We start from the raw sequence: 21,299 nt of genomic DNA on the forward strand, positions 1-21,299 counted from the left end.
CCCGCGCGGGCGTGAACGCCCGCGACACGAGCCGCCGCACCCGCGGGTGGTCGGGCGCCTCCATGTCGAGCAGCCCGGCCCACTGCAGCCGCCAGAACGGCTCCGTCCCGGGCGCGACGACGGGCGGCTGCGGCGCGACCCGGCCGAGCCGGCGGACGCGCAGCAGCGCGCCGCCGTCGGGGGGCCGGGCCACCAGCCACTGCCCGGTTCCCGCGTCCCATACGGCGGCACCCCGCGCACGCAGTCGCGCGTACGCGGGGTACGGGTCGTCACCGAAGGGCGTCACGTCGCGCGGTCCTCCGCGAGGGTGTACGCGACCAGCGCGTTGGCGTGACCGTGGCCGAGGCCGTACTCGGCCTTGAGCCAGGTCACCAGCTCCATGTGCCGGGTCGCCTCGGCGCCCCGGATGATGTCCTGCCACTCGCTGACCGGTCGGCCGTACTTGTTCTCGATCGACGGGAAGTACGACGCGGGGCCCTTCACCGGTCCGGTCACGGTCAGCTCCCCCTCACGAACGCGGCCTGCGTGGCGGACACCCAGAACATCGCGGCCAGGACGCCCACGCACACCGTGAGCGAGCCGGCCCGGCCGCCCATCATCGCCCAGACGTTACCGGTCACGCACGTGGCGCCGGCGATCCAGGACGCACCAGCGGCCGCCGTCCGCCCGGCGCGGGCGAAGTGCCGGCCCAGCACGAGACAGGCGGCGGTGAGCGCGGCGAACGACACGGTGCCGGCCACCATGTGCAGGCCCGCGTGCCAGCTCAGGCTGGTCGCCGGCCCGGCGGGCGTGCCGACGGGGAAGCCGTCGCCCGGGTCCATGGGGAACGCCCCGGCGGCGATCATCCCCAGGCCCGTGACGGTGAGCAGCCGCGGCGCCCACCGGCTGGGGATCGCGGCGCGCAGGCCGGCCGCGCCCGCGATCAGCAACAGGCCGCTGACGACGAAGGTGGCGACCTGCAGCCAGCCGAGATCGCCCGTGCTCAGCATGCTCAACGGGTGCCGGGTGAGGTCGAACCCGTCCCGGGTGGCCGCGTGCGCCACCGACACGACGGCGAAGGTCGGCGCGGCGGCGACCCCCGCGACAAGCAGCGTGCGCGCCCCGGCCGCCGGCCGGGCGGCGGCGACGTCCGCGCTGATGATCGACATATCTAAGGTCCTCTCGAGGCGTTGTCCGGGCGGCTCCCGCCGCCCCTTCACCTCCGCGTCGATCGGCCCCGCCGCGATTCGACGCGCTCATCAAGATTTTTCGAGTACGCCACCGACGATCCGATGGACCGCGCGCTCAGGGTCGGCGGCCGGCACCGGCACCGTCCGAGTGATCGCCACGAACAACGGAGATCACCGTCTGCTGTACGTTTCTGCAGTCCGGACGGGGTGTCCACGACCGTAATCGTTGTCTGCTGTGCGGATGTGAACCCGTCAGCCCGTTGAACCGGACATATCGGCCATGGCATGGCGCCAAGGTCACTGTCTCGTGGCAGGAAGCGCAGCCCAGTTACGCCTTTGTACACAAAATCGTGATCTTGGAATCGCCGGGCGGCGACCTTGGGCGGCCACCCCTCCACGATCGGAGTGGGACAACAGTTGTAGTGAATCTAACTACAACTGTAGTATCGCCTCATGGTTAACCGGCGGGACGATCTGCTCGACGCGGCGATCACCGTGCTCGGTGAGGGCGGGATGCGCGCGCTCACGCACCGCGCGGTCGACGCGGCGGCCGGCCTGCCCGCCGGCTCCACCTCGAACTACTTCCGCACCCGCGACGCGCTGCTCGGCGCGGTCATCGACCGGTTCGTCGCGCGCGAGCGCGCCGTCTCCGAGGAGATCGTCGCGCGGCACCTGCCCACCACGGCGGCCGAGGTGGCGGCGGCCCTGGTTGATATGGCCCGCGAACAGTCGGGTCCACACCGGACCCTCACCCTGGCCCGGTACGTGATCCTCGCCGAGGCGGCGATCCACCCGCCTCTGCGGGCGCCGCTGCTCGCGGGCGGCGACCGCGTCCGGGCGTACTTCCTGAACTGGTTAAGGCTCGCGGGCTCGCGCGACCCGGAGCGCGACGCGCCCCCGATCATGAACCACTTCGTCGGCCTGGTGCTGCACCAGCTCGCGGCACCCGACCCGGCGTTCGACCCCACGGCCGAGATCACGGCGCTGGTCACGGCCGTGCTCCGCCCAGCGTAGGAGGCCACCATGGACATCGACGACATCTGGCGGGCCATTGACGCGCAGCGCACGCGTGTCGCCGACCTGCTCGACGACCTGACCGACGACGAGTGGCGCCGGCCGTCCCTGTGCGCCGGGTGGACGGTGCGCGACGTCGCCGCCCACCTCACCCTTCAACAGGTGCGGCTACGGGACGCGCCTCGCGTGTTCCGCACGCTGGGCGGCATGAACACGATGATCCGCGAGGCCGCCCGGCGCCGCGCCGCGACCGGCTCTCCCGCCGGGCTGACCGCCGAGATCCGCGGCATGATCGGCTCGCGCCGGCGCAACTTCGGCGTCACGCCGTACGAGACGCTCATCGACATCCTGGTCCACGGCCTGGACATCGCCGTCCCGCTCGGGCGCGACCTGGTCATCCCGACCGACGCCGCGGCGGTGGCCGCGACCCGCATGTGGACGATGCGCTGGCCCCGGCCGATCGTGCCGCGCCGCCGGTTCGCCGGACTGCGCCTGACGGCGACCGACGTCGACTGGTCGGTGGGCGACGGGACGCCGGTCGAGGCGCCGATCGCCGGGCTGCTCCTGCTGGTCGGCGGGCGCGGCGAGGCCGCCCTGCCGCATCTGACCGGCGCTGGCGCCGCCGACGCGCGCGCCCGACTTAATTGACCGGTCGTCAGGCCGCCACCATGAGCGCGACGGTGGCCGCCACGCACGCCCAGCCGAACCAGTCACCCCACCGGGCGTAGGGCGTCGGCGCCGCGTCCAACGGCAGCTCGGCGTCGAGGACGGCGCCGGCCATGGTGTCGGTCTCGGCGAGGACCCGGCCGGTCGCGTCGCTGACGGTGGCCCGACCCCGGCGCGCCACCCGGGCGACGGCCAGCCCCGCCTCGACGCCGCGCAGCACGGCCATCCGGCTGTGCAGCCACCCGTCGCGGGCGAAGTCCCACGCCGGCACGAGCAGCGCCGCCGCCCCGGCCCGGCGGTAGGCGCGGGCCAACGCGGGAAAATCGAGGTCCTTGCAGATGGCCACCCCGACGGTCGGCTCGCCGGGCAGAAGGACAAGGTCGCGACCCGGCCGGTGGGCGGACTCGAGCCCCGGCAGCAGATGCTGTTTGTGGTACTCGACGGGCGGGCCGTCGGCGTGGATCACCGCGGCGTTGACGGAGCCGTTCTGGTCGACGCGGATCGCACCCACGACCACCGGCGCTCCGAGGCCGGCGAACGGCTTCAGCCTGTCGTCACCATCGATGGTCCACACCGCCTCGGGCAGGACCACGACGTCCGCGCGGCGTTCGACCAGGCCCCGCGCCCCCTCGACGTAGCGGCGCACCAGGTCGGCACCCTCCGCCTCGACGAGGGGCACAGGCAGGTCGGGGCCGTCGACGGCAACCAGACCCACGCGCAGGGTCCGGCCGGGCGTGTGCCGCCGGGTGCGCCAGTAGGCGTGCGTGGCGAGGACGACCAGGAGCACCACCGCAGGGACCACCGCCGCCCACTCGCGGGACGCCACCAGCGCGGCGACGGCCGAGGCGGGCAACAGGAGCTGGGCGGTGACGCCCCAGACGCCGGTCACCGCGGCGACCTGGAGCGCGAGCGGATGGTCGGCCTGCGAGTACGCCAGGCTGGACCACGCGCCGTGCGGCGACCAGCGCGCGATCAGGAACTCCATGGCCGCCCACGCCACCGGGGCGGCGAACGCGCCCAGGACCGCGTGCCCCGCGACGAGGTGCGCCCGCGCGAGACCGACGGTCGCCGCGGCGCCGGCCGCCCCCGCGAGGAACATCGCGGCGACCACCGGCCGGGGAATCTGGATGTCGCGGGTGTAGTACGTCCACATGCCGGACTGGCCGATGAGCCACGCCAGCGCGGCGGCGCCCACCGCGACGGGCCACGCGACCCGGGGCGCGACCAGCAGCAGCGGCAGCGGCGCCAACCAGACCGCCACCGCGCCCGGTCGCAACCCGTACGCACGCCAGAGCAGACCGGCGACAACGGCCGCGATCAACCCCTCCACAGCGGACACCCTAGCGTCGGGCCGTAGGGTGCGTGGATGGGCGACGGGCGGCTGCTGGACGATGAGGCGTTGCACGCGTCGGCGGTGGTGGCCAACAACGCGATGAACCGGGAACGTCAGCTCACCGGGGTCAACAGCTACGCCCGCGAGCTCGGCTTCGACCCCGTCGACCGGCTCGTCGCCCGCCTCGCCGACGCCGACCGGGTGGCGTGGCTGGACCTGTGCTGCGGCACGGGCCGCGCCCTGGTCGACGCGGCCGACCGGCTCCGCCACGCCGGGTTGGCCGACCGGGTCCGGCTCACCGGCGTGGACCTCGTGGACTTCTTCGCCGCCGCGCGGCGTCCTGCCTTACCGGAACCGGCCTGCTCGTCGCCGACCTCGACCTGACCAGCATCCGCCTCACCGGCGGCGGCCCAGCCGGGCGTCCGCTGGCCACCGCGCTGCGCCGGGCCGGGTTCGCCTACGACGCCCGGCGCCGGCAGGTGCGCTGCGAGGGGCGGCGCGACGTCTCGCTGCCGTACACGTATCTCGGCGCGGACGACCGCGCCGGCCCGAACTACACGGGCCAGCCCGCGGTCGACTCCACCTACGCGATGTAGTTCGGGTCAGGCGTGCACGCGGGGGCGCGGGATCGCCACGGCGCGCGCCGGGGCGGCGCGGGGCAGCGCCGCGATGACCAGGCCGAGCAGCAGGACCGCGACGGCCGCGTCGAGCCAGTAGTGGTTGCCGGTGACGACCACGACGAGCAGCGTGACGGCGGGGTGCGCCAACCACAGCCAGCGCCAGCGGCCACGGGTCGCCGCGATGAGCGCGATGGCCACCGCCAGCGCCCAGCCGACGTGCAGCGACGGCATCGCGGCGTACTGGTTGGCGAGCGTGTCGGTGGTCGGTGAGCCGTAGACGGACGGGCCGTAGAGGCGACCGGTGTCGACCATGCCGACGCTGCCCAGCATGCGCGGCGGGGCGAGCGGCAGGAGCAGGTGCACGACCAGGCCGGCGGCGGTGAGCCAGGCGAGCATGCGGCGCGTCCACACGTAGTGCGCGGGCCGCCAGACGTACATCCAGATCAGGAGCAGGGCCGTGGCCGGGAAGTGCACGTACGCGTAGTAGGAGTTGGCGAGGTGGACCAGGTCCAGGTGCGGCAGGACCGCCCGCTGCATGGCCAGCTCGCTGGGCAGCCGCAGGACGCGTTCGAGGTGCCAGACGTCGCGGGCGTTGGCCAACGCCTCGGCCACGTGCCCGTCGGCGACGATGCGGCCGGCCTTGTAGGCGAGGAACAGGACCACGACCAGGCCGATCTCGCGAAGGGCGCGACGCGCGGCCGTGGGTTGGACCCTGGGTTGTACCGTGGCGGCGGGTTCGGCGACCGGGGTGGACACCTCATCTACCGCAGTCACCCCTCGGCCCCCCGTCCGACGGCGCCACGACCCCGAAGAGCGGCCGTCCGCGCGTACCCCAAAATTAGGAAAAACTTTCCCTTTGTGCAACTTTTCCCAATGAGAAGTACGTCACGGACGACCGCCTACGGGATGCTCAGACGCTGACCAGCTCGCGCTCCGGCTCCCGGTTCTCGTCCAGGTGCCTGCGCAGGCCCTCGCCCTCGATGTCGACGTTGGGCAGGATCCGCGACAGCCAGCGCGGCAGCCACCACGCGGCCCTGCCGAGCAGCGACATCACGGCCGGCACGATCGTCATCCGGACGATGAACGCGTCGATCACCACGCCGATCGCGAGCGCGAAGCCCATCGACTTGATGACCGGGTCCTCGACCAGGATGAAGCCCGCGAAGACCGACGTCATGATGAGCGCGGCGGCGGTCACGACGCGGGCGCCGTGGCCCATGCCGTTCACGGTCGCCTGCTGCGCGGTGTCGCCGTGGACGTAGTCCTCGCGCATGCGCGAGACGAGGAAGACCTCGTAGTCCATGGCCAGGCCGAACAGGATGCCGATCAGCAGGATCGGCAGGAAGCTCACCAGCGGGCCGGGCGCGTCGAGGCCGACCAGGTCGCGGAGGTGGCCCTGCTGGAACACCAGCACCGTGAGCCCGAACGTGGCGCCGACGGTCAGCAGGAAGCCGAGCGCCGCCTTGATCGGCACGAGCACCGACCGGAACACCAGCATGAGCAGCAGCACCGACAGACCGACCACGAGCAGCAGGTACACCGGCAGCGCGTCGGAGAGCTTCCCGGACACGTCGATGCCGACGGCCGTCTGACCGGTCAGCGCGATGTCGGCGCCGTCGACCGTCTTCGCGACGTCGCGCACGTCGTGCACGAGCGTCTCGGTCGCCTCGTCGGTCGGCCCCGTCGCCGGGATGACCGCGAGCAGCGCGGTCAGCTTGTCCTGGCTGAAGTTCGGCGGGGCCACCGCGATCAGGTTCTTCGTGCCCTGCAGGGCGGCGGTGACCTCGGTGGCGGCGGCCGCGGTCCGGTCCGCCGAGTCCGACGACACGACCATCACGAGGCGGCCGTTGAAGCCGGGACCGAAGCCCTCGGTGATGAGGTCGGCGGCGTCGCGCGCCGGGGTGCCCACCGGGAGGGCGCTCGCGCCCGGCAGGGCGAGGCGCATGTCGGCGGCCGGGATGGCCAGCGCGCCGAGGCCCGCGATGCCGACCAGGATGACCGGGACCCGCAGCTTGATGACCAGGCGCGCCCAGCGGAAGCCGAAGCCCTCGCGCTGCTCGACCTCGACCGTGTCGCGCTGCCTACGGGGCAGGATCCGCCTGCCGACGAACGCGAGCAGCGCGGGCAGCAGCGTGATCGCGACCAGGACGGCGACGGCGACCGTGCCGGCGGCGGCCAGGCCCATGACGGTCAGGAACGGGATGTTCACCACGGCCAGGCCGGCGAGGGCGATGACGACGGTGGCACCCGCGAACACGACAGCGGAGCCGGCGGTGCCGACCGCCCGGCCGGCCGCCTCGTCCGACGCCAGGCCCTCGAGGAGGTTCTGCCGGTAGCGCGACGAGATGAACAGCGAGTAGTCGATGCCGACCGCGAGGCCCAGCATCAGCGCGAGCACCGGCGCGGTGCCGGTGAGCTGCACGACGCTGCTCAGCGCGAACAGGCCGGCCATGCCGGCGCCCACGCCGATGAGCGCGTTGAGCATCGTCATGCCGGCGGCCACCAGCGAGCCGAACGTCACGACCAGAACGATCAACGCGATGAGGACGCCGATCGCCTCGGTGCCGCCCACCTCGGGCTCGGCGTTCATCACCTCGCCGCCGTGCTCGACCCGCAGGCCCGCCGTCTCGGCGGCCGCGCCGCTGCGCTCATACGCTTCGCGCTGTTCGGGGGTGACCTTGTCGGCCCGGTCGGCGAACTGCACCTGGATCAGGGCGTACGCCCGGTCCTGGGAGACCGCGCCCACCTGGAACGGGTTCATCGCGCCGAGCACGCCGGGCAGCTTCGAGGCCTCATCGACCAGGCCGGCCACCGCCGCCTGGAAGGCGGGGGTGGTGAGCTGCTGACCCTTCGGGGCGGCCACCACGATCGTGCCGGTCGCGCCGCTCGCCTCGGGGAACTCCCGCTTCAGCGCGTCGATCGCGCGCTGCGACTCCGTGCCAGGCATCGTGAAGTCGCTGGACGTGGCGCCCTTGAACGCCGCGGCGCTGCCGCCGAGGGCCGCCAGCACCACGAGCCAGACGATCACGACCAGGCCGCGGCGTCGGTAGGACGCCCGGCCGAGCCGGTAGAGCACTGTTGCCATCAGGATTCCTTACGTCGGAGGGGGTCCGGGACGGTGACGCCGGTCAGGCGCCGGGGATCAGGGCGCGTCGGGCGACCCGGATGAGGGCTTCGCGGAGGTGCTCATCGCCGTCCGGCGGCGGCTCCAGGGCCACGGCGGCAATACCCGCGAGTACGACCTTGGCGCCGATCAGCGCGGCCGCGTCCGTGTCGCCGCCCGCGAACAGGACGCAGAGCCGCTCGGTGGCGGGCCGCACGTCCGCGAACGCCGGGCGCTCGAACAGGTGCGGCAGGTCGTGGTAGATCAGCGCGATCTCGCGCCGGTACGCCAGCACGAGGTCGACGAAGCCCTCGATGGCGGCCTCGCGGGCCTGTCCGGGGCTCATCGCGGTCAGCTTCGCGTCGAGGACGACGAGCTCGCGGGCCGGGGGCTCGACGAGCGCCGCGAGGATCGCGTCCTTGGTGGCGAAGTGGTAGAGCAGCGTGGCCTTGGAACAGCCCACCTCCACCGCGATGTCGTGCAGGGAGGTGCCTTTGTAGCCGACGTTCGCGAACTGCCGCGCCGCCGCCGCGAGGATCTCGTCGCGGGTGTTGCCACGAGCCATGCAGGAACCACCTCCACCGAACATCCTGCCTGACCGATCGGTCAACTACTGACCGATCGGTCAGAAAATGTGGCAGGCATCACCCGCGGACGCCGCCTGGCCGATCGAATTTGTCCCATTCTGCGTAGTATGAACACACTGATAGCGAGAGGCGCTTTCGTGGTCGCACGGGGTTCCGGGGGCAGCACGCTGCTCGCCGTACTGCTGGCCATGGCGATGTTCGTCCTGGTCGTCGACACGTCCCTGATGAACGTGTCGATCTCGTCGGTGGTCCGCGACCTGGACGCCACCGTCAGCGGGGTGCAGTCGGCGATCGCGTTGGAGGCCCTGGTCTCCGCGGCGTTCATCCTCATCGGCAGCAAGGTCGGTGACCTCATCGGGCGCAAGCGCGCCTACGTGCTGGGCCTGCTCGGGTACGCCGTCGGCGCCCTGTCCATGGTGTTCGCCCGCGACCTCACCGCGATCATCATCTGCTGGGCGGTCATCGGCGGGCTCGGCGCTTCGCTGCTGCTGCCGGCCATGCAGTCGCTGATCCACGGCAACTTCTGCGGCGACCAGCAGAAGAAGGCGTACGCCCTGGTCGGGGCAGCGGCCGGCATCGCCGCCGCGATCGGGCCGCTGCTGGGCGGGTTCATCACCACGTACCTGTCGTGGCGGGTCGGCTTCCTCCTGGAGGTGGTCGTCATCGCCGCCGTGCTCAGCGGCATCGGCATGGTCCGCGACGCCCCGTACACCGGGCCGCGGACCGTCGACGCGGTCGGCGCGGTGCTGTCGGTGCTCGGCATGGGCGGCATCGTGCTGGGCATCCTCGTCTGGCAGGAGGGCGGCGAGGCCGTCGGCGCGCTGATCGCGTTCGGCGCCGCCGCGATGGCCGCGCTCGCGTACTGGCTGCGCGGGCGCAGCCGCCGCAACCTGCCCGCGCTCATCGACGCCGACCTGTTCCGGTCGCCGGCGTTCCGGTACGGGATCTCCGGGCAACTGCTCCAGCAGATCACGCTCGGCGGCCTGATGATCGTCCTACCGATCTACCTGCAGATGGTCCTCGAGTACACCGCGATGCACGCCGGTCTGTCGCTCGCGCCGCTGTCGCTGACGACGTTCGGGGTCGCCCTGCTCGCCGGGCGGCGGGCCGGCAAACGGCGCCCGAGCCGCGTCATCCAGGCGGGCTTCGCCCTGCTCGCCGTCGGCGTGGCGGTCCTCATCCCGATCGTCCCGCACGCGGAGCACGGGTGGCAGCTGGCGCTGCCCCTGGCCGTCGGCGGCTGCGGGCTCGGGCTGCTGGTCTCGCAGCTCAACAACTACACGCTCGGACCCGTGTCCGACGAGCGGGTCAGCGAGGCGGCCGGGGTGAACTCGGCCGGCGGGTCGTTCGGGCTGTCGTTCGGCCTCGCGTTCGCCGGCGCCATCATGCTCGCCACCCTGTCGCTCACCTTCACGGACAAGGCGGCGAACAGCACGGTCCTGCCGCCCGCCGACCAGCAACGGGTCGCGGCCGCGCTGGAGGAGGACGCCCAGATCATGAGCAACACGCAGGTGGAGCAGTTGCTGACCACCGAACCCCCGGCCGTGCAGGACGAGATCGTCCGGATCAACACCGAGGCCCGGCCGCTCGCCCTGCAGGTGGCGCTGCTCATCCCGCTCCTGGCCGCCCTCCTCGGCCTGGCGAACTCGTTCCGCATGACCCGCATCCCCGACCCGCAGCCCCGCGAGACCGGCGGCGAAATGATCTTCGGCTGATACCCCCGCCCGCGACCCCTGAGGATCGCGGGCGGCGTTCGTCACCTGTCAGGACGAGCGTCCGTCATTCATCGTCTCCTTCTGGGCCATTGCGGATGGCGCGGGCCGATGGACGGTTCTGTGGGGGGTGGGAGGACCCCCGTCACGGTGCCATTCGCCGTTGAGGTTGAAGCTCCACGAGACCTTCGGAGTGATCTTCAGAATAGGGGCGGTGCCGAACCGGGTCTGGCGTTCGACGATCTCCGCGGTGCCGTAGACGCGTACGTAGCGTGGCGACCACGGGCGTACGGAGGCCAGGTCGTCGACGACGAGCGCGACCTTGGTGTTGCCGGCACGTACGTTCCTGGTGCGGCGGGTATTGGCAGGGTCGATGCCGCCGATATAGAAATCCGTGCCGTCGAACTCGAAGCCGACCGGTACGACGTCGGGTTGCCCGTCGTCGGCGACGGTGGCGATCCGCGCCAGCGGCTGGGACCTCAGGTAGGCGATCTCTTCCTCGGTGAATGCCACGGTTGCTCCACATCAGCTCGGGGTGAGGAGGCAGAACTCGTTGCCTTCCGGGTCGGCGAGGACCTTCCACGGAACATCGCTCCGGCCCAGGTCGATGGCGGTGGCGCCGAGGGCCCGCAGTCTGGCCGCCTCGGCCTCCAGGTCATCGCCCGGGTACGGACGGAGGTCGAGATGGACGCGGTTCCACCCGGTCTTCACGTCGGGGGTGCGGATGAACATCAGATATGGGCCCACGTCCTTGGCGGAGCGCAGCACCGCGTTGTCGTCGGCCACCTTGTGCACGGTCCAGTCCATGGCCTCGCCCCAGAAGCGGGCCATAGCTCGCGGATCCGCGCAGTCGACCACCACCGAGGCGATCGGTCCGGTGTCTGCGTAGAGGGAGTCCAGCACGCAGAACTCGTTGCCCTCCGGGTCGGCCATGACCGTCCATCCGACGTCGCCCTGGCCTACGTCGGCGGGCGTAGCGCCGAGCTCCCTCAGGCGCGCGACCAGCTCCGCCTGATGGGCCGCCGAGGTGGCGGCGAGGTCGACGTGCACCCGGTTCTTCACCGTCTTGGGTTCCGGGGAGACGACGAGGTCGATACATACGGCGACGGGGTCAGGGTAGACGAAGCCCTCGGGTTCGAGGTTGGTCACGCCGGGTTCCTCGCTGGAGATTCCCCAGCCGAGCGCCTGTGCCCAGAATCCGCCCAGCGCGGAGTCGTCCCGGGCCTTCATGTTGATTTGAACAAGCCGCGTTGCCATGCCGACGATGCTAGTCGCAGGCCGGCATCAAGATCAGCCGTACCGATCTCGGCAGATCCGGCGACCTGTCAGGATCGGCCCATGGCGAACGTGTGGTCCAGTGTGACGATCGACTGCCTCGACCCGGAACGGGTGGCCCAGTTCTGGAGCGCCCTGCTCGGTCGCAGGCCCGGACCCTCCCAAGAGGGTTGGGTTTACCTCGGCGAACGGGGCGACCCGAAAGCGCCCGGGCGCACAGAGAAACTGTCATGTCCGTGTCCCGGCAGGCCGACCGCGCCGTAACCGCACGAGCGTCCCCGGAACATGGCACAAGCGGAATACCCATGAGTCCTTGAGAGCACGGCGGCGCACCCTAGCGGGTTCACAACCAGCGGCGGGCGTCATAACAGTCAAGATCGGCATTTCGTGTACCAGGGTGGAGCTGGACTACACCCTGGCACACGAAACCGCCATCAACACGCCCGCACCCTGCACGTTCATCCACCAGACGCCGATCATGACGGCGTTGCTGTCATCGACTTCGAGACAGGCCCCTAGGCGGCATCCCGCTGGTCCAGCCACTTCAGAATCGCCTCGGTCGTTTCCTGCGGCATCTCCTGCTGGATCCAATGACCGCAGTCCAGGCTGATCACCTCCACATTCGGCACGAATTCCGTCAGTCTTTCAGCCCTCGCGACCGTGTCGCGGTCGCCGTAGATCATGAGGGTGGGCTGTCGGATGATCGGGTCCACGTCCGCCAGCAGGCGCCAGTTGCGGTCCAGGTTTCGGTACCAGTTGATTCCGCCCGTGAACCCCGTTGATGCGAAGGCGGAGACGAAGACAGCCAGTTCGCTGTCACTCATGACGGGGTCACCGAGCGGGGATTCCGCTCTAGCGAGGTTAATCAACGCATTGCCCGGCCGCGGCTCCGCGAGGGGCACGTTCTTCCGGTACAGGTTCCGCAGGAACTGGAACGTGTTCTCCCCGAACACGGCGTCGGCGACGCCCGGCTGCCGGTTGAAGTGGACGAAGTAGAAGTCGGCGCCGAGCACGGCCTCCATGACCTCGATCCAGGGCATCTCTCCGCGCTCTTGGTAGGGCACGCTCAGCGCTACCACGCCGTTGACCCGGTTCGGGTGCAGCAGGGTCAGGCCCCAGACGACGAATGCGCCCCAGTCATGGCCGACGAAGGTGGCATCCTCGTAGCCGTAGTGATCGAGGAGGGCGACGAGGTCACCCGACAGGTGCTGGATGTCGTAGTCCGTCACGTCGGCGGGACAGGACGAGTTGCCGTAGCCGCGCTGGTTCGGGACGAGGACGTGGTAGCCCGCCGCGGCCAGGGCCGGCACCTGATAGCGCCAGGAGAAGGCGTGCTCGGGCCAGCCGTGACAGAGCACGATGGGCCTTCCGGCGTTTTCCCGGCCCGCTTCGAAGACTTCGAGTTCCACACCGTTGACCGAAATGAGGGTGGACTCGGGAAGATCGATTGTCATGCCGGCATCATGGCGACCGATACCGGTCACCTCCTGACCGGTTTTACGTGGGAGTGTTGCCGGCGTGCGAGCCGACCGGTTGATGGCCATCCTCCTCCTGCTGCAACACCGCGAGCAGGTGACCGCAGCGGAGGTCGCCCGGGAGCTGGAGATCTCCGAGCGCACCGCCCGTCGCGACCTCGACGCCCTGGGCATGGCCGGCGTGCCGGTCTACTCCGTGCAGGGCCGGGGCGGCGGCTGGCGCCTCGTGGGCGGCGCCCGCACCGACCTGTCCGGGTTGACCGCCGGTGAGGCCCGCGCCCTGTTCCTCGTCGCCGGCCCTGCCTCGGCTGTCACGCCAGCCGTGAAAGCGGCGCTGCGCAAGCTCGTCCATGCCCTGCCGGAGCCGTTCCGGGTGCAGGCCGAGGCGGCGGCGTCGTCGCTCGTCACGGACCCGCAACGATGGGGGTCGAGCCGGGCCGAGCCCCGACCGCCCCGCTTCCTCGACGAGCTCCAGGACGCGGTGATCCGCGGCGTCCAGGTCCGGCTCGGCTACGTCGACCGCGAAGGCACCGAAACCGAGCGGACTGTCCACCCGCTGGGCATCGTCGCCAAAGGCCCGTCCTGGTACCTCGTCTCCAGCACCGAGGCCGGTCGGCGGACCTTCCGGATCGACCGCGTGTCGTCCGTCGACCCGACCGGCGATCCCGTACACCGGCCCGATGACTTCGACCTTGCCGAGAGCTGGTGCGCGATCGCGGATGAGGTCGAACGCAGGCGAACACCCCACGAGGCCCGGGCGATGTGCGTACCCCACGGGGTAGGCGTGCTCCGGATGGGGTTCGGCAGTCGGCTCGAGGTGGGAGGTGCCACGACCGACGGCCGCATCGAGGTCGTGATCCGCGGCAACGACGAGTACAAACTCGCCGGCGAGCTTGCCGGGCTGGTCGAATGGATCGAGGTGACCGGTCCTCCGGGTGTGCGGGAACACCTGGCCTCGATCGGCAATAAGCTCGTCGAGCGATACGGCTCAGACCGGCACTGATGTGGTTACGACTGCGTTATTCCGTCGCGGTGGACACAGCCGGCGGCAGATGATGCACGGATGGCCAAAGCACCCGAGGGATTCACCTACCGCCTGCGCAAGGACGGCGAGGTCGAGCTTCTCCACCATGGCCGACCTGCGAGCGTCCTGCGCGGCGACGCAGCGGTTCGGTTCCTGACAGAGGTTGACAGGAAGGACCCGCAGGAACTGATGGCTCGCCTCACGGGAAACTACCGGCACGGCAATGAGCGGACCGCGAGGAACCATCCGCGCAATCGCCACCGTTCCTGAACGCCGTACGGCATGTGCGGGTCGCCGTACGCTAGGGCCTACATTTGGCGGCGTGAGCGAAACGCCGTCCTTCGGGGTACGCCTGGGAAGACTGCTGGACCGTCGCGGCACGTCCGCCGCCTCCCTCGCCGTGGCTACGGACGTGCCCGCGGCCAACCTCGACGCGGTGCTCGCCGGCGAGGATCCGGGTCCGGCGTTGCTACGGCGGCTCGCGCCCGCACTGGACCTGCACACCGCCGACCTGTTCCTGTTCGCGGGCCGCACTCTGCCGGACGACCTGACGCCGTCCCTGCTGACCGGGCCCTGGAACGTGGGCAGCCTGCTGTACTGGCACCGCGTCTACGACATGCCCTCCTCAGCATTCGCGGAGTTGCGCCGCTTCGTAATCGCGCTGCCCGACAGGCGCGCACCGAGGACATCCCCGTGGCCCACCGACAATCGTGGCTCCGACCCCGGGACGGTGCTGTTGCGTTTGATCGGCAACCGAAACATCCGGCTGGACCTCGCCGTCATGATGCACGTCGGCGACGGCCCCTACATGTCGACCTCGACCTACAGGATGGTCCTCCACGGCAAGCTGCCGCTGACGGCCGAGTACGTCAACGCGTCCGCGCGGGTGCTCGGCATCCCCATCAGCGATCTCACCGCCATGCTCGGCCTCGCCCCGATGGACGAGTCAGAATGGTCAATGCCGTACGAGCGGCCTGCGGGCCTCGCCGAGCTGGCATGGGACGCCCGCCGACTCTCCGACGAGCAACTGCGCCAGGTTATGGACCGCGCGGACGAACTGACCGGCCGGGCGACCGGCTGACGCCTCGTCTCCTTGTACCGCCGCCTAGAGATCATCAGGCCAGGGGCACCGTGGCGACCAGTGGGAGTGTGGGGGCCTTGGAGCCGCCCGCCGGTTCGTTGGTGACGCCGAGGGTCTGGGCGCCCGTAACGTCGTCGATGAGGCGTACGCCGTCGGCGGCGCCGCTGGCCAGCAGGCCGACCGAGGTCGGGGTGCCGTCCTTGATGAGCCACAGCTGGTATGCCCGGTCGGCGTCGATGCCCGCCAGGTCGCTGGCCGTGACGACCGCCTGGCCGCGCGCGGCCGAGTAGGCGATCGAGACCGTGCCGCCGCCGGCGGCCGGGGACGAGACCAGGCGCGCGTCCGGGGCGGCAATGACCGCGGCGATCCGGTCGGCGCGGTCGCGCTCGGCGTTCACCCGGGTCTGCAGCACCACACCCACGCTGGCGGCGAGCACCACCGCGGCCGCCGCGCCGAGCGCGAACCGACGGAAACCCGCCCCGCCGAGATAGGCCCGCAGCCGCGAAAGCTCACCGCGTACCCCCGAAAGGCGCGGACGGACCGCGACCGGCGCCGCGGCGTCGACCGCCGCGAACACCGCCGCCGTGAACTCCGGGGACGGGTCGACCGGGGTCAGCTCCGACACCGCCATGCGGGTCAGACTGTCGCGCAGCTCGATCAGCTCGCGGGCACACTCGTCGCACGCGGCGAGATGGATCTCGACGGCGGTGCGTTCGGCGAACGAGACGGCGTCCAGGGCGTACGCGCCGAGCAGGTCGTGGCTCACCAGCTCACCACCAGGCAGTCGCGCAGGCGGATCAGGGCGTCGCGCATGCGGGTCTTGATGGTCGGGACGGCCACGCCGAGCATCTCGGCCACCTCCCGGTACGTGTGCCCGCCCCAGTACGCCAGGCGGACGGCGTCGCGTTGCACGCTCGTCAGGGCGGCGAGGCAGGCTCTGACCTGGCTGCGGTCGACGCCTTCCGCGACCAGCTCGGCGACCTCGTCGTACTCCCGCTGGGTGGAGGCCTGACCGACGCGGCGCTCGCGCGCCGTCGCGGCCTGCTCCGCGCGGACCCGGTCGACGGCGCGGCGGTGGGCGATGGTGAGCACCCAGGTGAGGGCGCTGCCCCGGCCCGGCTCGAACCGCGACGCGGTGCGCCACACCTCGACAAGCACCTCCTGGGCCACCTCCTCGGCCTGCGCGCGGTCACGCACGACCCGCACCGCCATGCCGAGCACCTGGCTGGCGATGAGCGGGTACAGCCGCGCGAACGCGTCGCGGTCGCCGGCCCCGACCAGGGCCAGCAACTCGTCGGCGGTGCTCTCCATGCGTGGACATCCCCCCTGCAAATCCCCACAGAGGTTGCTGCATCAGACGGGGCGGCGTCAACCGGGCACCCGACGGGCCGAGCATTCGGAGCCGACGGGCCGAAGGTATGACGCGCGGTCGCGAAACCGATGAACGGCATACCGGGCGGGGACGGGCGGCGAATGCCGGGTGTCACGCAGGACCAGACACCCGGAGGAACCCACCATGAAGACACCGATCCGGCGGCGGGTCGGCGCGGCGGCCGCGCTGGTCGCGACGCTCGCGGTCGTGGCCTACGGCCTCGGCCCGGTCGTCGCGGGCGCGTCGAGCCACCGCGAGGCGCCGCTCATCGCCGCCGACCCCTCGGTCGACAACACCGACCTGTACGCGTTCGCGAGCCCCGACCGGCCCGGGTACGTCACGTTCGTGGCGAACTTCGCGCCGTTCTCGGACCCCGACGGCGGGCCGAACTTCTACCCGTTCGCGACCGACGCGGCGTACGTCATCCACGTCGACAACGACGGCGACGCGAAGGAGGACGCCGTCTTCCGCTGGACGTTCCACAACGTCGACAAGCGGGGCGGGAAGACGTTCCTGTACAACAACGGGCCGGTCACCTCGCTCAAGGACGCCAACCTGCTGTTCCGGCAGGAGTACACCCTGGAGTCGTCGTTCAACGGCGGGCCGTTCGTGGTCCGGTCGAAGAACACGCCGGTCGCGCCGTCGCGGGTCGGGCCTGCGTCGATGCCGGAGTACCAGAAGCTGCGCGACGAGGCGACGATCAAGCTCGAGGGCGGGTGGCGGATCTTCGCGGGCCAGGCGGACGACCCGTTCTTCCTGGACCTGCGGGTGTTCGACCTGCTCTACGGCGGTGACCTCAGCGAGGTCGGGCGCGACACCCTCGCCGGGTACAACGTGAACACGATCGCGTTGGAGGTGCCGTTCTCCGACGTGGCGCTCGGCGGGGACGCGAGCCGCAACCCGGTCGTCGGCGTGTGGACCACGACCGAGCGCAACCGGGTGCGCATCACCGGCAGGTCGGACCTCAGCGGCGACCGGGTGCAGGTGTCCCGGCTCGGCAACCCGCTGGTCAACGAGGTCGTCGTGCCGGCGAACCTGAAGGACGCGTTCAACTCCATCCCACCGGACAAGGACGCGGGCATCCCGGCCGTCGTGGCCCGGGTCAAGGACCCCGAGGTGCCCAAGCTGCTGGAGGCGATCTACAAGCTGCCGGCCCCGAAGGCGCCGCGCGACGACCTGGTCGAGATCTTCCTGACGGGCATCACCACCAAGGCGAACGGGCCGATCAAGGCGGACCTCAACTCGCAGCTGATGAACGCCGACGCGGACGCCTCCCGGTTCCGGCCGTCGGAGATGCTGCGGCTGAACCTGACCGTCCCCGTGGCCAAGGAGCCCAACCGGCTCGGCGTGCTCGCCGGGGACCTGCAGGGCTTCCCGAACGGGCGCAGGCTCACCGATGACGCCGTCGACATCGGACTGCAGGCGCTCGCAGGCGCGGCGCAGACCGGCAAGCTCGTCGACGCGCTCGCCACCGGCGACAAGGTCGACGCGAACGAGGTCGCGTTCGGGGCCACGTTCCCGTACGTGGCGCTGCCCAACGTCGGCGCGGTCAACGCGAACGCGCGGCCCGCCGTCGCGCCGACGACGCCCGCCAGCCAGGGCATGACGGTCGGCAAGGGTCCGGAGGCCAGCGCCCCGGCCGACATCCCGAAGGCGACGTCGGTCGCGGCCATGGGCACCTGGATCGGGGTGAGCGCCGGGCTGACCCTCGCGCTGATCCTGTTCGCCGCCTGGGCGTGGCGCCGGCGCCGGCGCCCCGTCGGGCCGGGTCCGGACCCGACCCTGCCGCTGTAGTTCCCCCTCCGGTGGCCGGGGAGCCGACTCCCCGGCCACCGGATCCCCTCACGTCGGGAGCAGTCATGAAGAAGCTGGTAGGGCCGGTCGTGGCGGTCGTGGTCCTCGCCGCGCTGATCACCGTCGCCGGGGCGGTGCTGGGCCGGCCGTCGGGGCCGCGCGCTGCCGCGACGGCGGTCGCACCCCCGCAGGATCCGCTGGTCGTCGCCGTCGCCGCGGCCCAGCGTCGGCTCGCCGAGGTGCCGGGCGACTGGCCCACGTGGGCGCGGCTGGGCCTCGCCTACGTGGAGCGCGCCCGGGTGACGGCCGACCCGGCGTACTACCCGAAGGCCGAGGGCGCGCTGCGCGAGTCGCTGCGCCTGCGCCCCGACGGCAACGCGGACGCGCTCACCGGGCTCGGCGCCCTCGCCAACGCCCGCCACGACTTCGCCGCCGCCCGGTCGTTCGCACAACAGGCGTTGCGGCTCAACGGGTTCGACGCCGCCGCCTACGGCGTGCTCGCCGACGCGCACACCCAGCTCGGCGAGGCGAAGCAGGCCACCGCCGCGGTGCAGAAGATGCTGGACCTGCGCCCCGAGCTGCCGGCCCTGGCCCGGGCCGCCTACGACCTCGAACAGCACGGCCGCGTCGCCGACGCGCGCGACCTGTGGCTGCGGGCGCTCGACCAGGCGCCGCTCGACGCTGCCTACATTCACACGCAGCTCGGGGACCTCGCCTGGCACACCGGCGACCGCGCCGAGGCGTGCGCCCGCTACGCCGCCGCCCTCGACGCGCAGCCCGGGTTCCCGGCCGCGCAGCCCGGGCTGGCCCGGGTCCTGGCCGCCGACGGCGACGCGGACGCGGCGCTCGCGGTGTGGGCGCGGGTGACGCGCCGCACCCCCGCACCCTCCCTATTGATCGAGTACGCCGGGGAGCTGCGGCGCGTCGGCCGTTACTCAGACGCCGACTCCCAGTTCGACCTGGCGGAGGCGGCGCTGCGCCTGTTCGCCGCGTCCGGCGGGCGCGACGACCTGGGCGAGGCCGAGCTGGCGATCGCCCGCGGTGACGCCGACCCCGCGGTCGCGGCCGCCCGCCGCGAGTGGTCACGGCGTACCCACGCCGATGTGGCCGACGTCCTGGGCTGGGCGCTGCACCTGGCCGGCGATGACGCGGCCGCCCTCCGCTACGCCCGCGCGGCCGCCTCGCCCGGCTCGCGCGACACCCGCTACGCCGACCACCTCGCCGCCATCGAGTCCGCCCTGAGGAGCCCCCGATGATCCGCTCGCTGTCCCTCGCCGTCGCGGCGGGCGTCCTCGCCGTGCTGCTGCTCCCGGCGGGTGCCGCCGGGGCCGCGCCGCCGCTGGCCCACCCGCTGGGCAACTTCTCCGTCAACGAGTCCGTGGCGCTGACCCTGCGGCCCGACCGGGTCGACGCGGTGGCCGTCGTGGACCTCGCCGAGCTGCCGACCCTCGCCGACCGGGCCACCGCCGACACGACCGGGGCCGCCACGTGCGCGGCGTTCGCCGACGCCCTGGCCGTCACCGTCGCGGGCGAGCGTCTCGGGTGGACGGTGTCCGGTGCCCGTTTCGCCTACCTGCCCGGCGCGGCGGGGCTGGCCACGAGCCGGGTCGACTGCGCGTTCACCGCGCCGGCCCGGCTCGGTGACGCGGCGGACGTGACCATCGACAACGGGTACCTTGCCGACCGGGTCGGCTGGCGGGAGCTGGCCGCGGCGGGCGCGGGCGTGCGGCTGGGCGGCTCGTCGCTGCCCGCGGCCTCGCCGACGAACGGGCTGCGCGACTACCCGCGGGACCTGCTCGACTCCCCCGCCGACGTGCGCACGGCGACGCTGCGGGTCGAGCCGGGCGACGGCGCGGAGGCCCCGGCGACCGGTGCCGGGTCGGGGGCCCTGCCCGTCGGCGCGACCGAGCGCACCGGCGGGTGGACGGCCGGCGCGGAACGGCTGCTGGACCGGCTCGTGGCGGCGGGGCGGCTCACTCCGCTCGTGGGGCTGCTGGCCGTGGGGCTGGCGCTGCTGCTGGGCGCGGCGCACGCGGCGCTGCCCGGGCACGGGAAGACCGTCATGGCGGCGTACCTGGCCGGACGGGACGGCCGGCCCCGCGACGCGGTCGCCGTGGGGGCGACGGTCACGCTGACGCACACCGGCGGCGTACTCGTGCTGGGGTTGGTGTTGACGTCGGTGACCGGGCTGTTCGGGGTCCGGGTGCTGGGCGCGCTGGGCATCGTCAGCGGGGCGCTCATCGTCGTCGTGGGCGCCGCCCTGCTCCGCCGCGCCCTGCGCGCCACCCGAACGCACATCCCCGACCACGCGCACGATCACGGTGACACCCACGACGCCGACCACGGACGCCACAACCACGGACACCACCACGGGCAGGGGCATGCCCGTGGACACGACCACGGGCGTGCACACGACCACCGGCACCACGGCCATGACCACGACCACAGTCATGTGCACCGGCACGGGCACCACCATGGGCACGGGACTCGGCGTGGGCGGGCCGACCGGTGGAGCATTCTCGGGCTGGGGGTGGCGGGCGGGCTGGTGCCCAGCCCGTCGGCGCTGATCGTGCTGCTCGGCGCCGTGGGCCTGGGACGCACGGCGTTCGGCGTGGCGCTGGTGCTCGCCTACGGCCTCGGCATGGCGGCCACGCTGACCGCCGCCGGCCTGCTCCTGCTGCGCCTGCGCGGCCGCTGGCTGGACCGCCCGACGCCCCTGATCACCCGCATCCGCCGCCTGCTACCGACGACAACCGCGGGACTCGTCCTGCTCGTCGGCGTCACCCTGGCCGCCCGCGCGGCCGCGATGATGCCGTAACCCCCACGGGACCGCCCGACGTTTGGACCGTTGAGCCTGGAATTCGGCGCGAAATATCCTGCGTGACGGTCCAAACGTCGGCTTGCTCCGGTCGGTTCCTCGGCGGGGCCGTTATTTGATCAAGGGTTGCCGAAAGTCGGGGGTCTACTTGCGAGTTAGCGGCGTTTGACAAAGCGACATATCCATTAATTCGGACGCAATCTTGCCGCCTTGATTGACGTGAGCCTATTATCGTCCATCGGAAAGCGCTTTCCCA

The 21,299-nt window shown here is 72.0% G+C and carries 21 protein-coding genes and 1 pseudogene; 10 read left to right on the forward strand and 12 right to left on the reverse strand.

Translation table 11 applies throughout. The features are described from left to right. The 3 genes and pseudogenes from ABD211_RS32660 to ABD211_RS32670 form a co-directional block, all read right to left on the reverse strand. A pseudogene (locus ABD211_RS32660) lies at nucleotides 1–286 on the reverse strand (cytochrome P450); the annotation flags it as partial. Continuing rightward, nucleotides 283–495, reverse strand: coding sequence for a DUF4287 domain-containing protein (locus ABD211_RS32665; RefSeq protein ID WP_344140340.1), 213 nt, complete (start codon nucleotides 493–495; stop codon nucleotides 283–285). The pseudogene ABD211_RS32660 and the gene ABD211_RS32665, both read right to left, overlap by 4 nt. 2 nt (nucleotides 496–497) lie before the next feature. Continuing rightward, nucleotides 498–1,148 carry a DUF998 domain-containing protein gene (locus ABD211_RS32670; RefSeq protein WP_344140342.1) on the reverse strand — a complete coding sequence of 217 codons (651 nt, stop codon included), beginning with the start codon at nucleotides 1,146–1,148 and terminating at the stop codon, nucleotides 498–500. A 474-nt stretch (nucleotides 1,149–1,622) separates the two neighbouring features. On the opposite strand from ABD211_RS32670, the gene ABD211_RS32675 reads away from it, so the two are divergent. Next, nucleotides 1,623–2,183: a TetR/AcrR family transcriptional regulator gene (locus tag ABD211_RS32675; RefSeq protein WP_344140344.1), complete on the forward strand. Its 561-nt coding sequence runs from the start codon at nucleotides 1,623–1,625 to the stop codon at nucleotides 2,181–2,183. A 9-nt stretch (nucleotides 2,184–2,192) separates the two neighbouring features. Continuing rightward, the gene (locus ABD211_RS32680) at nucleotides 2,193–2,831 is read left to right on the forward strand and encodes a maleylpyruvate isomerase family mycothiol-dependent enzyme (RefSeq protein WP_344140346.1); all 639 of its coding nucleotides are present in this window, start codon (nucleotides 2,193–2,195) and stop codon (nucleotides 2,829–2,831) included. 7 nt (nucleotides 2,832–2,838) lie between these two features. On the opposite strand, the gene ABD211_RS32685 is transcribed toward ABD211_RS32680, so the two are convergent. Next, the gene (locus tag ABD211_RS32685; protein ID WP_344140348.1) at nucleotides 2,839–4,179 is read right to left on the reverse strand and encodes a nitrilase-related carbon-nitrogen hydrolase; all 1,341 of its coding nucleotides are present in this window, start codon (nucleotides 4,177–4,179) and stop codon (nucleotides 2,839–2,841) included. A gap of 36 nt (nucleotides 4,180–4,215) precedes the next feature. Between ABD211_RS32685 and ABD211_RS32690 the strand changes: the two genes are divergently transcribed. Further along, on the forward strand, nucleotides 4,216–4,566 hold the full coding sequence (locus ABD211_RS32690; protein WP_344140350.1) for a class I SAM-dependent methyltransferase: 351 nt from the start codon (nucleotides 4,216–4,218) through the stop codon (nucleotides 4,564–4,566). Nucleotides 4,567–4,784: 218 nt separating this feature from the next. Here the strand turns inward: ABD211_RS32690 and ABD211_RS32695 are convergent, their stop codons facing one another. The 3 genes from ABD211_RS32695 to ABD211_RS32705 all read right to left on the reverse strand — a co-directional run bounded on the left by ABD211_RS32695 (nucleotide 4,785) and on the right by ABD211_RS32705 (nucleotide 8,470). Further along, complete coding sequence (locus tag ABD211_RS32695) at nucleotides 4,785–5,576, reverse strand: phosphatase PAP2 family protein (RefSeq protein WP_344140352.1); 792 nt, start codon at nucleotides 5,574–5,576, stop codon at nucleotides 4,785–4,787. A gap of 136 nt (nucleotides 5,577–5,712) precedes the next feature. Continuing rightward, complete coding sequence (locus tag ABD211_RS32700) at nucleotides 5,713–7,887, reverse strand: MMPL family transporter (RefSeq protein WP_344140354.1); 2,175 nt, start codon at nucleotides 7,885–7,887, stop codon at nucleotides 5,713–5,715. A 43-nt stretch (nucleotides 7,888–7,930) separates the two neighbouring features. After that, complete coding sequence (locus ABD211_RS32705) at nucleotides 7,931–8,470, reverse strand: TetR/AcrR family transcriptional regulator (RefSeq protein ID WP_344140356.1); 540 nt, start codon at nucleotides 8,468–8,470, stop codon at nucleotides 7,931–7,933. A gap of 159 nt (nucleotides 8,471–8,629) precedes the next feature. Here ABD211_RS32705 and ABD211_RS32710 point away from each other — a divergent pair, with 159 nt between their 5' ends. After that, complete coding sequence (locus ABD211_RS32710; RefSeq protein WP_344140358.1) at nucleotides 8,630–10,207, forward strand: MFS transporter; 1,578 nt, start codon at nucleotides 8,630–8,632, stop codon at nucleotides 10,205–10,207. A gap of 48 nt (nucleotides 10,208–10,255) precedes the next feature. Here the strand turns inward: ABD211_RS32710 and ABD211_RS32715 are convergent, their stop codons facing one another. The 3 genes from ABD211_RS32715 to ABD211_RS32725 form a co-directional block, all read right to left on the reverse strand. Next, nucleotides 10,256–10,717, reverse strand: a complete 462-nt coding sequence (locus tag ABD211_RS32715) for a PPOX class F420-dependent oxidoreductase (protein WP_344140360.1) — start codon at nucleotides 10,715–10,717, stop codon at nucleotides 10,256–10,258. A 12-nt stretch (nucleotides 10,718–10,729) separates the two neighbouring features. Further along, nucleotides 10,730–11,461 carry a VOC family protein gene (locus ABD211_RS32720; RefSeq protein ID WP_344140362.1) on the reverse strand — a complete coding sequence of 244 codons (732 nt, stop codon included), beginning with the start codon at nucleotides 11,459–11,461 and terminating at the stop codon, nucleotides 10,730–10,732. 533 nt (nucleotides 11,462–11,994) lie between these two features. Next, a complete protein-coding gene (locus ABD211_RS32725; protein WP_344140364.1) occupies nucleotides 11,995–13,023 on the reverse strand; it encodes an alpha/beta fold hydrolase in 1,029 nt (342 codons plus the stop codon). Here ABD211_RS32725 and ABD211_RS32730 point away from each other — a divergent pair. Genes ABD211_RS32730 through ABD211_RS32740 form a run of 3 tightly spaced genes read left to right on the forward strand, consistent with a single transcriptional unit; the run spans nucleotide 13,016 to nucleotide 15,059 of the window. Further along, complete coding sequence (locus ABD211_RS32730) at nucleotides 13,016–13,957, forward strand: helix-turn-helix transcriptional regulator (protein ID WP_344140366.1); 942 nt, start codon at nucleotides 13,016–13,018, stop codon at nucleotides 13,955–13,957. The genes ABD211_RS32725 and ABD211_RS32730 overlap by 8 nt on opposite strands. 60 nt (nucleotides 13,958–14,017) lie before the next feature. After that, a complete protein-coding gene (locus ABD211_RS32735; RefSeq protein ID WP_344140367.1) occupies nucleotides 14,018–14,248 on the forward strand; it encodes a hypothetical protein in 231 nt (76 codons plus the stop codon). Between the two features lie 52 nt (nucleotides 14,249–14,300). Then, nucleotides 14,301–15,059, forward strand: a complete 759-nt coding sequence (locus ABD211_RS32740) for a hypothetical protein (RefSeq protein WP_344140368.1) — start codon at nucleotides 14,301–14,303, stop codon at nucleotides 15,057–15,059. 34 nt (nucleotides 15,060–15,093) lie between these two features. Here ABD211_RS32740 and ABD211_RS32745 read toward each other — a convergent pair whose 3' ends face one another. Both ABD211_RS32745 and sigK read right to left on the reverse strand, forming a co-directional pair. Further along, nucleotides 15,094–15,825, reverse strand: coding sequence for an anti-sigma factor (locus ABD211_RS32745; protein WP_344140370.1), 732 nt, complete (start codon nucleotides 15,823–15,825; stop codon nucleotides 15,094–15,096). After that, nucleotides 15,822–16,370, reverse strand: a complete 549-nt coding sequence (gene sigK, locus ABD211_RS32750) for an ECF RNA polymerase sigma factor SigK (RefSeq protein WP_344140372.1) — start codon at nucleotides 16,368–16,370, stop codon at nucleotides 15,822–15,824. The genes ABD211_RS32745 and sigK overlap by 4 nt, the downstream gene beginning before the upstream one ends. A 205-nt stretch (nucleotides 16,371–16,575) precedes the next feature. On the opposite strand from sigK, the gene ABD211_RS32755 reads away from it, so the two are divergent. The 3 genes from ABD211_RS32755 to ABD211_RS32765 all read left to right on the forward strand — a co-directional run bounded on the left by ABD211_RS32755 (nucleotide 16,576) and on the right by ABD211_RS32765 (nucleotide 21,043). Next, a complete protein-coding gene (locus ABD211_RS32755) occupies nucleotides 16,576–18,225 on the forward strand; it encodes a DUF4331 domain-containing protein (protein WP_344140374.1) in 1,650 nt (549 codons plus the stop codon). A 65-nt stretch (nucleotides 18,226–18,290) separates the two neighbouring features. Beyond that, a complete protein-coding gene (locus ABD211_RS32760) occupies nucleotides 18,291–19,481 on the forward strand; it encodes a tetratricopeptide repeat protein (protein WP_344140376.1) in 1,191 nt (396 codons plus the stop codon). Next, complete coding sequence (locus tag ABD211_RS32765; protein ID WP_344140378.1) at nucleotides 19,478–21,043, forward strand: HoxN/HupN/NixA family nickel/cobalt transporter; 1,566 nt, start codon at nucleotides 19,478–19,480, stop codon at nucleotides 21,041–21,043. The genes ABD211_RS32760 and ABD211_RS32765 overlap by 4 nt, the downstream gene beginning before the upstream one ends. Nucleotides 21,044–21,299: the final 256 nt, after the last annotated feature.

The organism is Luedemannella flava (genome assembly GCF_039528515.1).
Taxonomy (GTDB): Bacteria; Actinomycetota; Actinomycetes; order Mycobacteriales; family Micromonosporaceae; genus Luedemannella; species Luedemannella flava.

Bases quoted from the DNA above. Each gene is read 5' to 3' on its own strand.
- ABD211_RS32755 (WP_344140374.1), top strand. From the start codon at position 16,576: ATGAAGACACCGATCCGGCGGCGGGTCGGCGCGGCGGCCGCGCTGGTC.
- ABD211_RS32730 (WP_344140366.1), top strand. From the start codon at position 13,016: ATGGCCATCCTCCTCCTGCTGCAACACCGCGAGCAGGTGACCGCAGCG.
- ABD211_RS32725 (WP_344140364.1), bottom strand. From the start codon at position 13,023: ATGGCCATCAACCGGTCGGCTCGCACGCCGGCAACACTCCCACGTAAA.
- ABD211_RS32680 (WP_344140346.1), top strand. From the start codon at position 2,193: ATGGACATCGACGACATCTGGCGGGCCATTGACGCGCAGCGCACGCGT.
- ABD211_RS32705 (WP_344140356.1), bottom strand. From the start codon at position 8,470: ATGGCTCGTGGCAACACCCGCGACGAGATCCTCGCGGCGGCGGCGCGG.
- ABD211_RS32765 (WP_344140378.1), top strand. From the start codon at position 19,478: ATGATCCGCTCGCTGTCCCTCGCCGTCGCGGCGGGCGTCCTCGCCGTG.
- ABD211_RS32690 (WP_344140350.1), top strand. From the start codon at position 4,216: ATGGGCGACGGGCGGCTGCTGGACGATGAGGCGTTGCACGCGTCGGCG.
- ABD211_RS32675 (WP_344140344.1), top strand. From the start codon at position 1,623: ATGGTTAACCGGCGGGACGATCTGCTCGACGCGGCGATCACCGTGCTC.
- sigK (WP_344140372.1), bottom strand. From the start codon at position 16,370: ATGGAGAGCACCGCCGACGAGTTGCTGGCCCTGGTCGGGGCCGGCGAC.
- ABD211_RS32760 (WP_344140376.1), top strand. From the start codon at position 18,291: ATGAAGAAGCTGGTAGGGCCGGTCGTGGCGGTCGTGGTCCTCGCCGCG.
- ABD211_RS32735 (WP_344140367.1), top strand. From the start codon at position 14,018: ATGGCCAAAGCACCCGAGGGATTCACCTACCGCCTGCGCAAGGACGGC.
- ABD211_RS32670 (WP_344140342.1), bottom strand. From the start codon at position 1,148: ATGTCGATCATCAGCGCGGACGTCGCCGCCGCCCGGCCGGCGGCCGGG.
- ABD211_RS32720 (WP_344140362.1), bottom strand. From the start codon at position 11,461: ATGGCAACGCGGCTTGTTCAAATCAACATGAAGGCCCGGGACGACTCC.
- ABD211_RS32700 (WP_344140354.1), bottom strand. From the start codon at position 7,887: ATGGCAACAGTGCTCTACCGGCTCGGCCGGGCGTCCTACCGACGCCGC.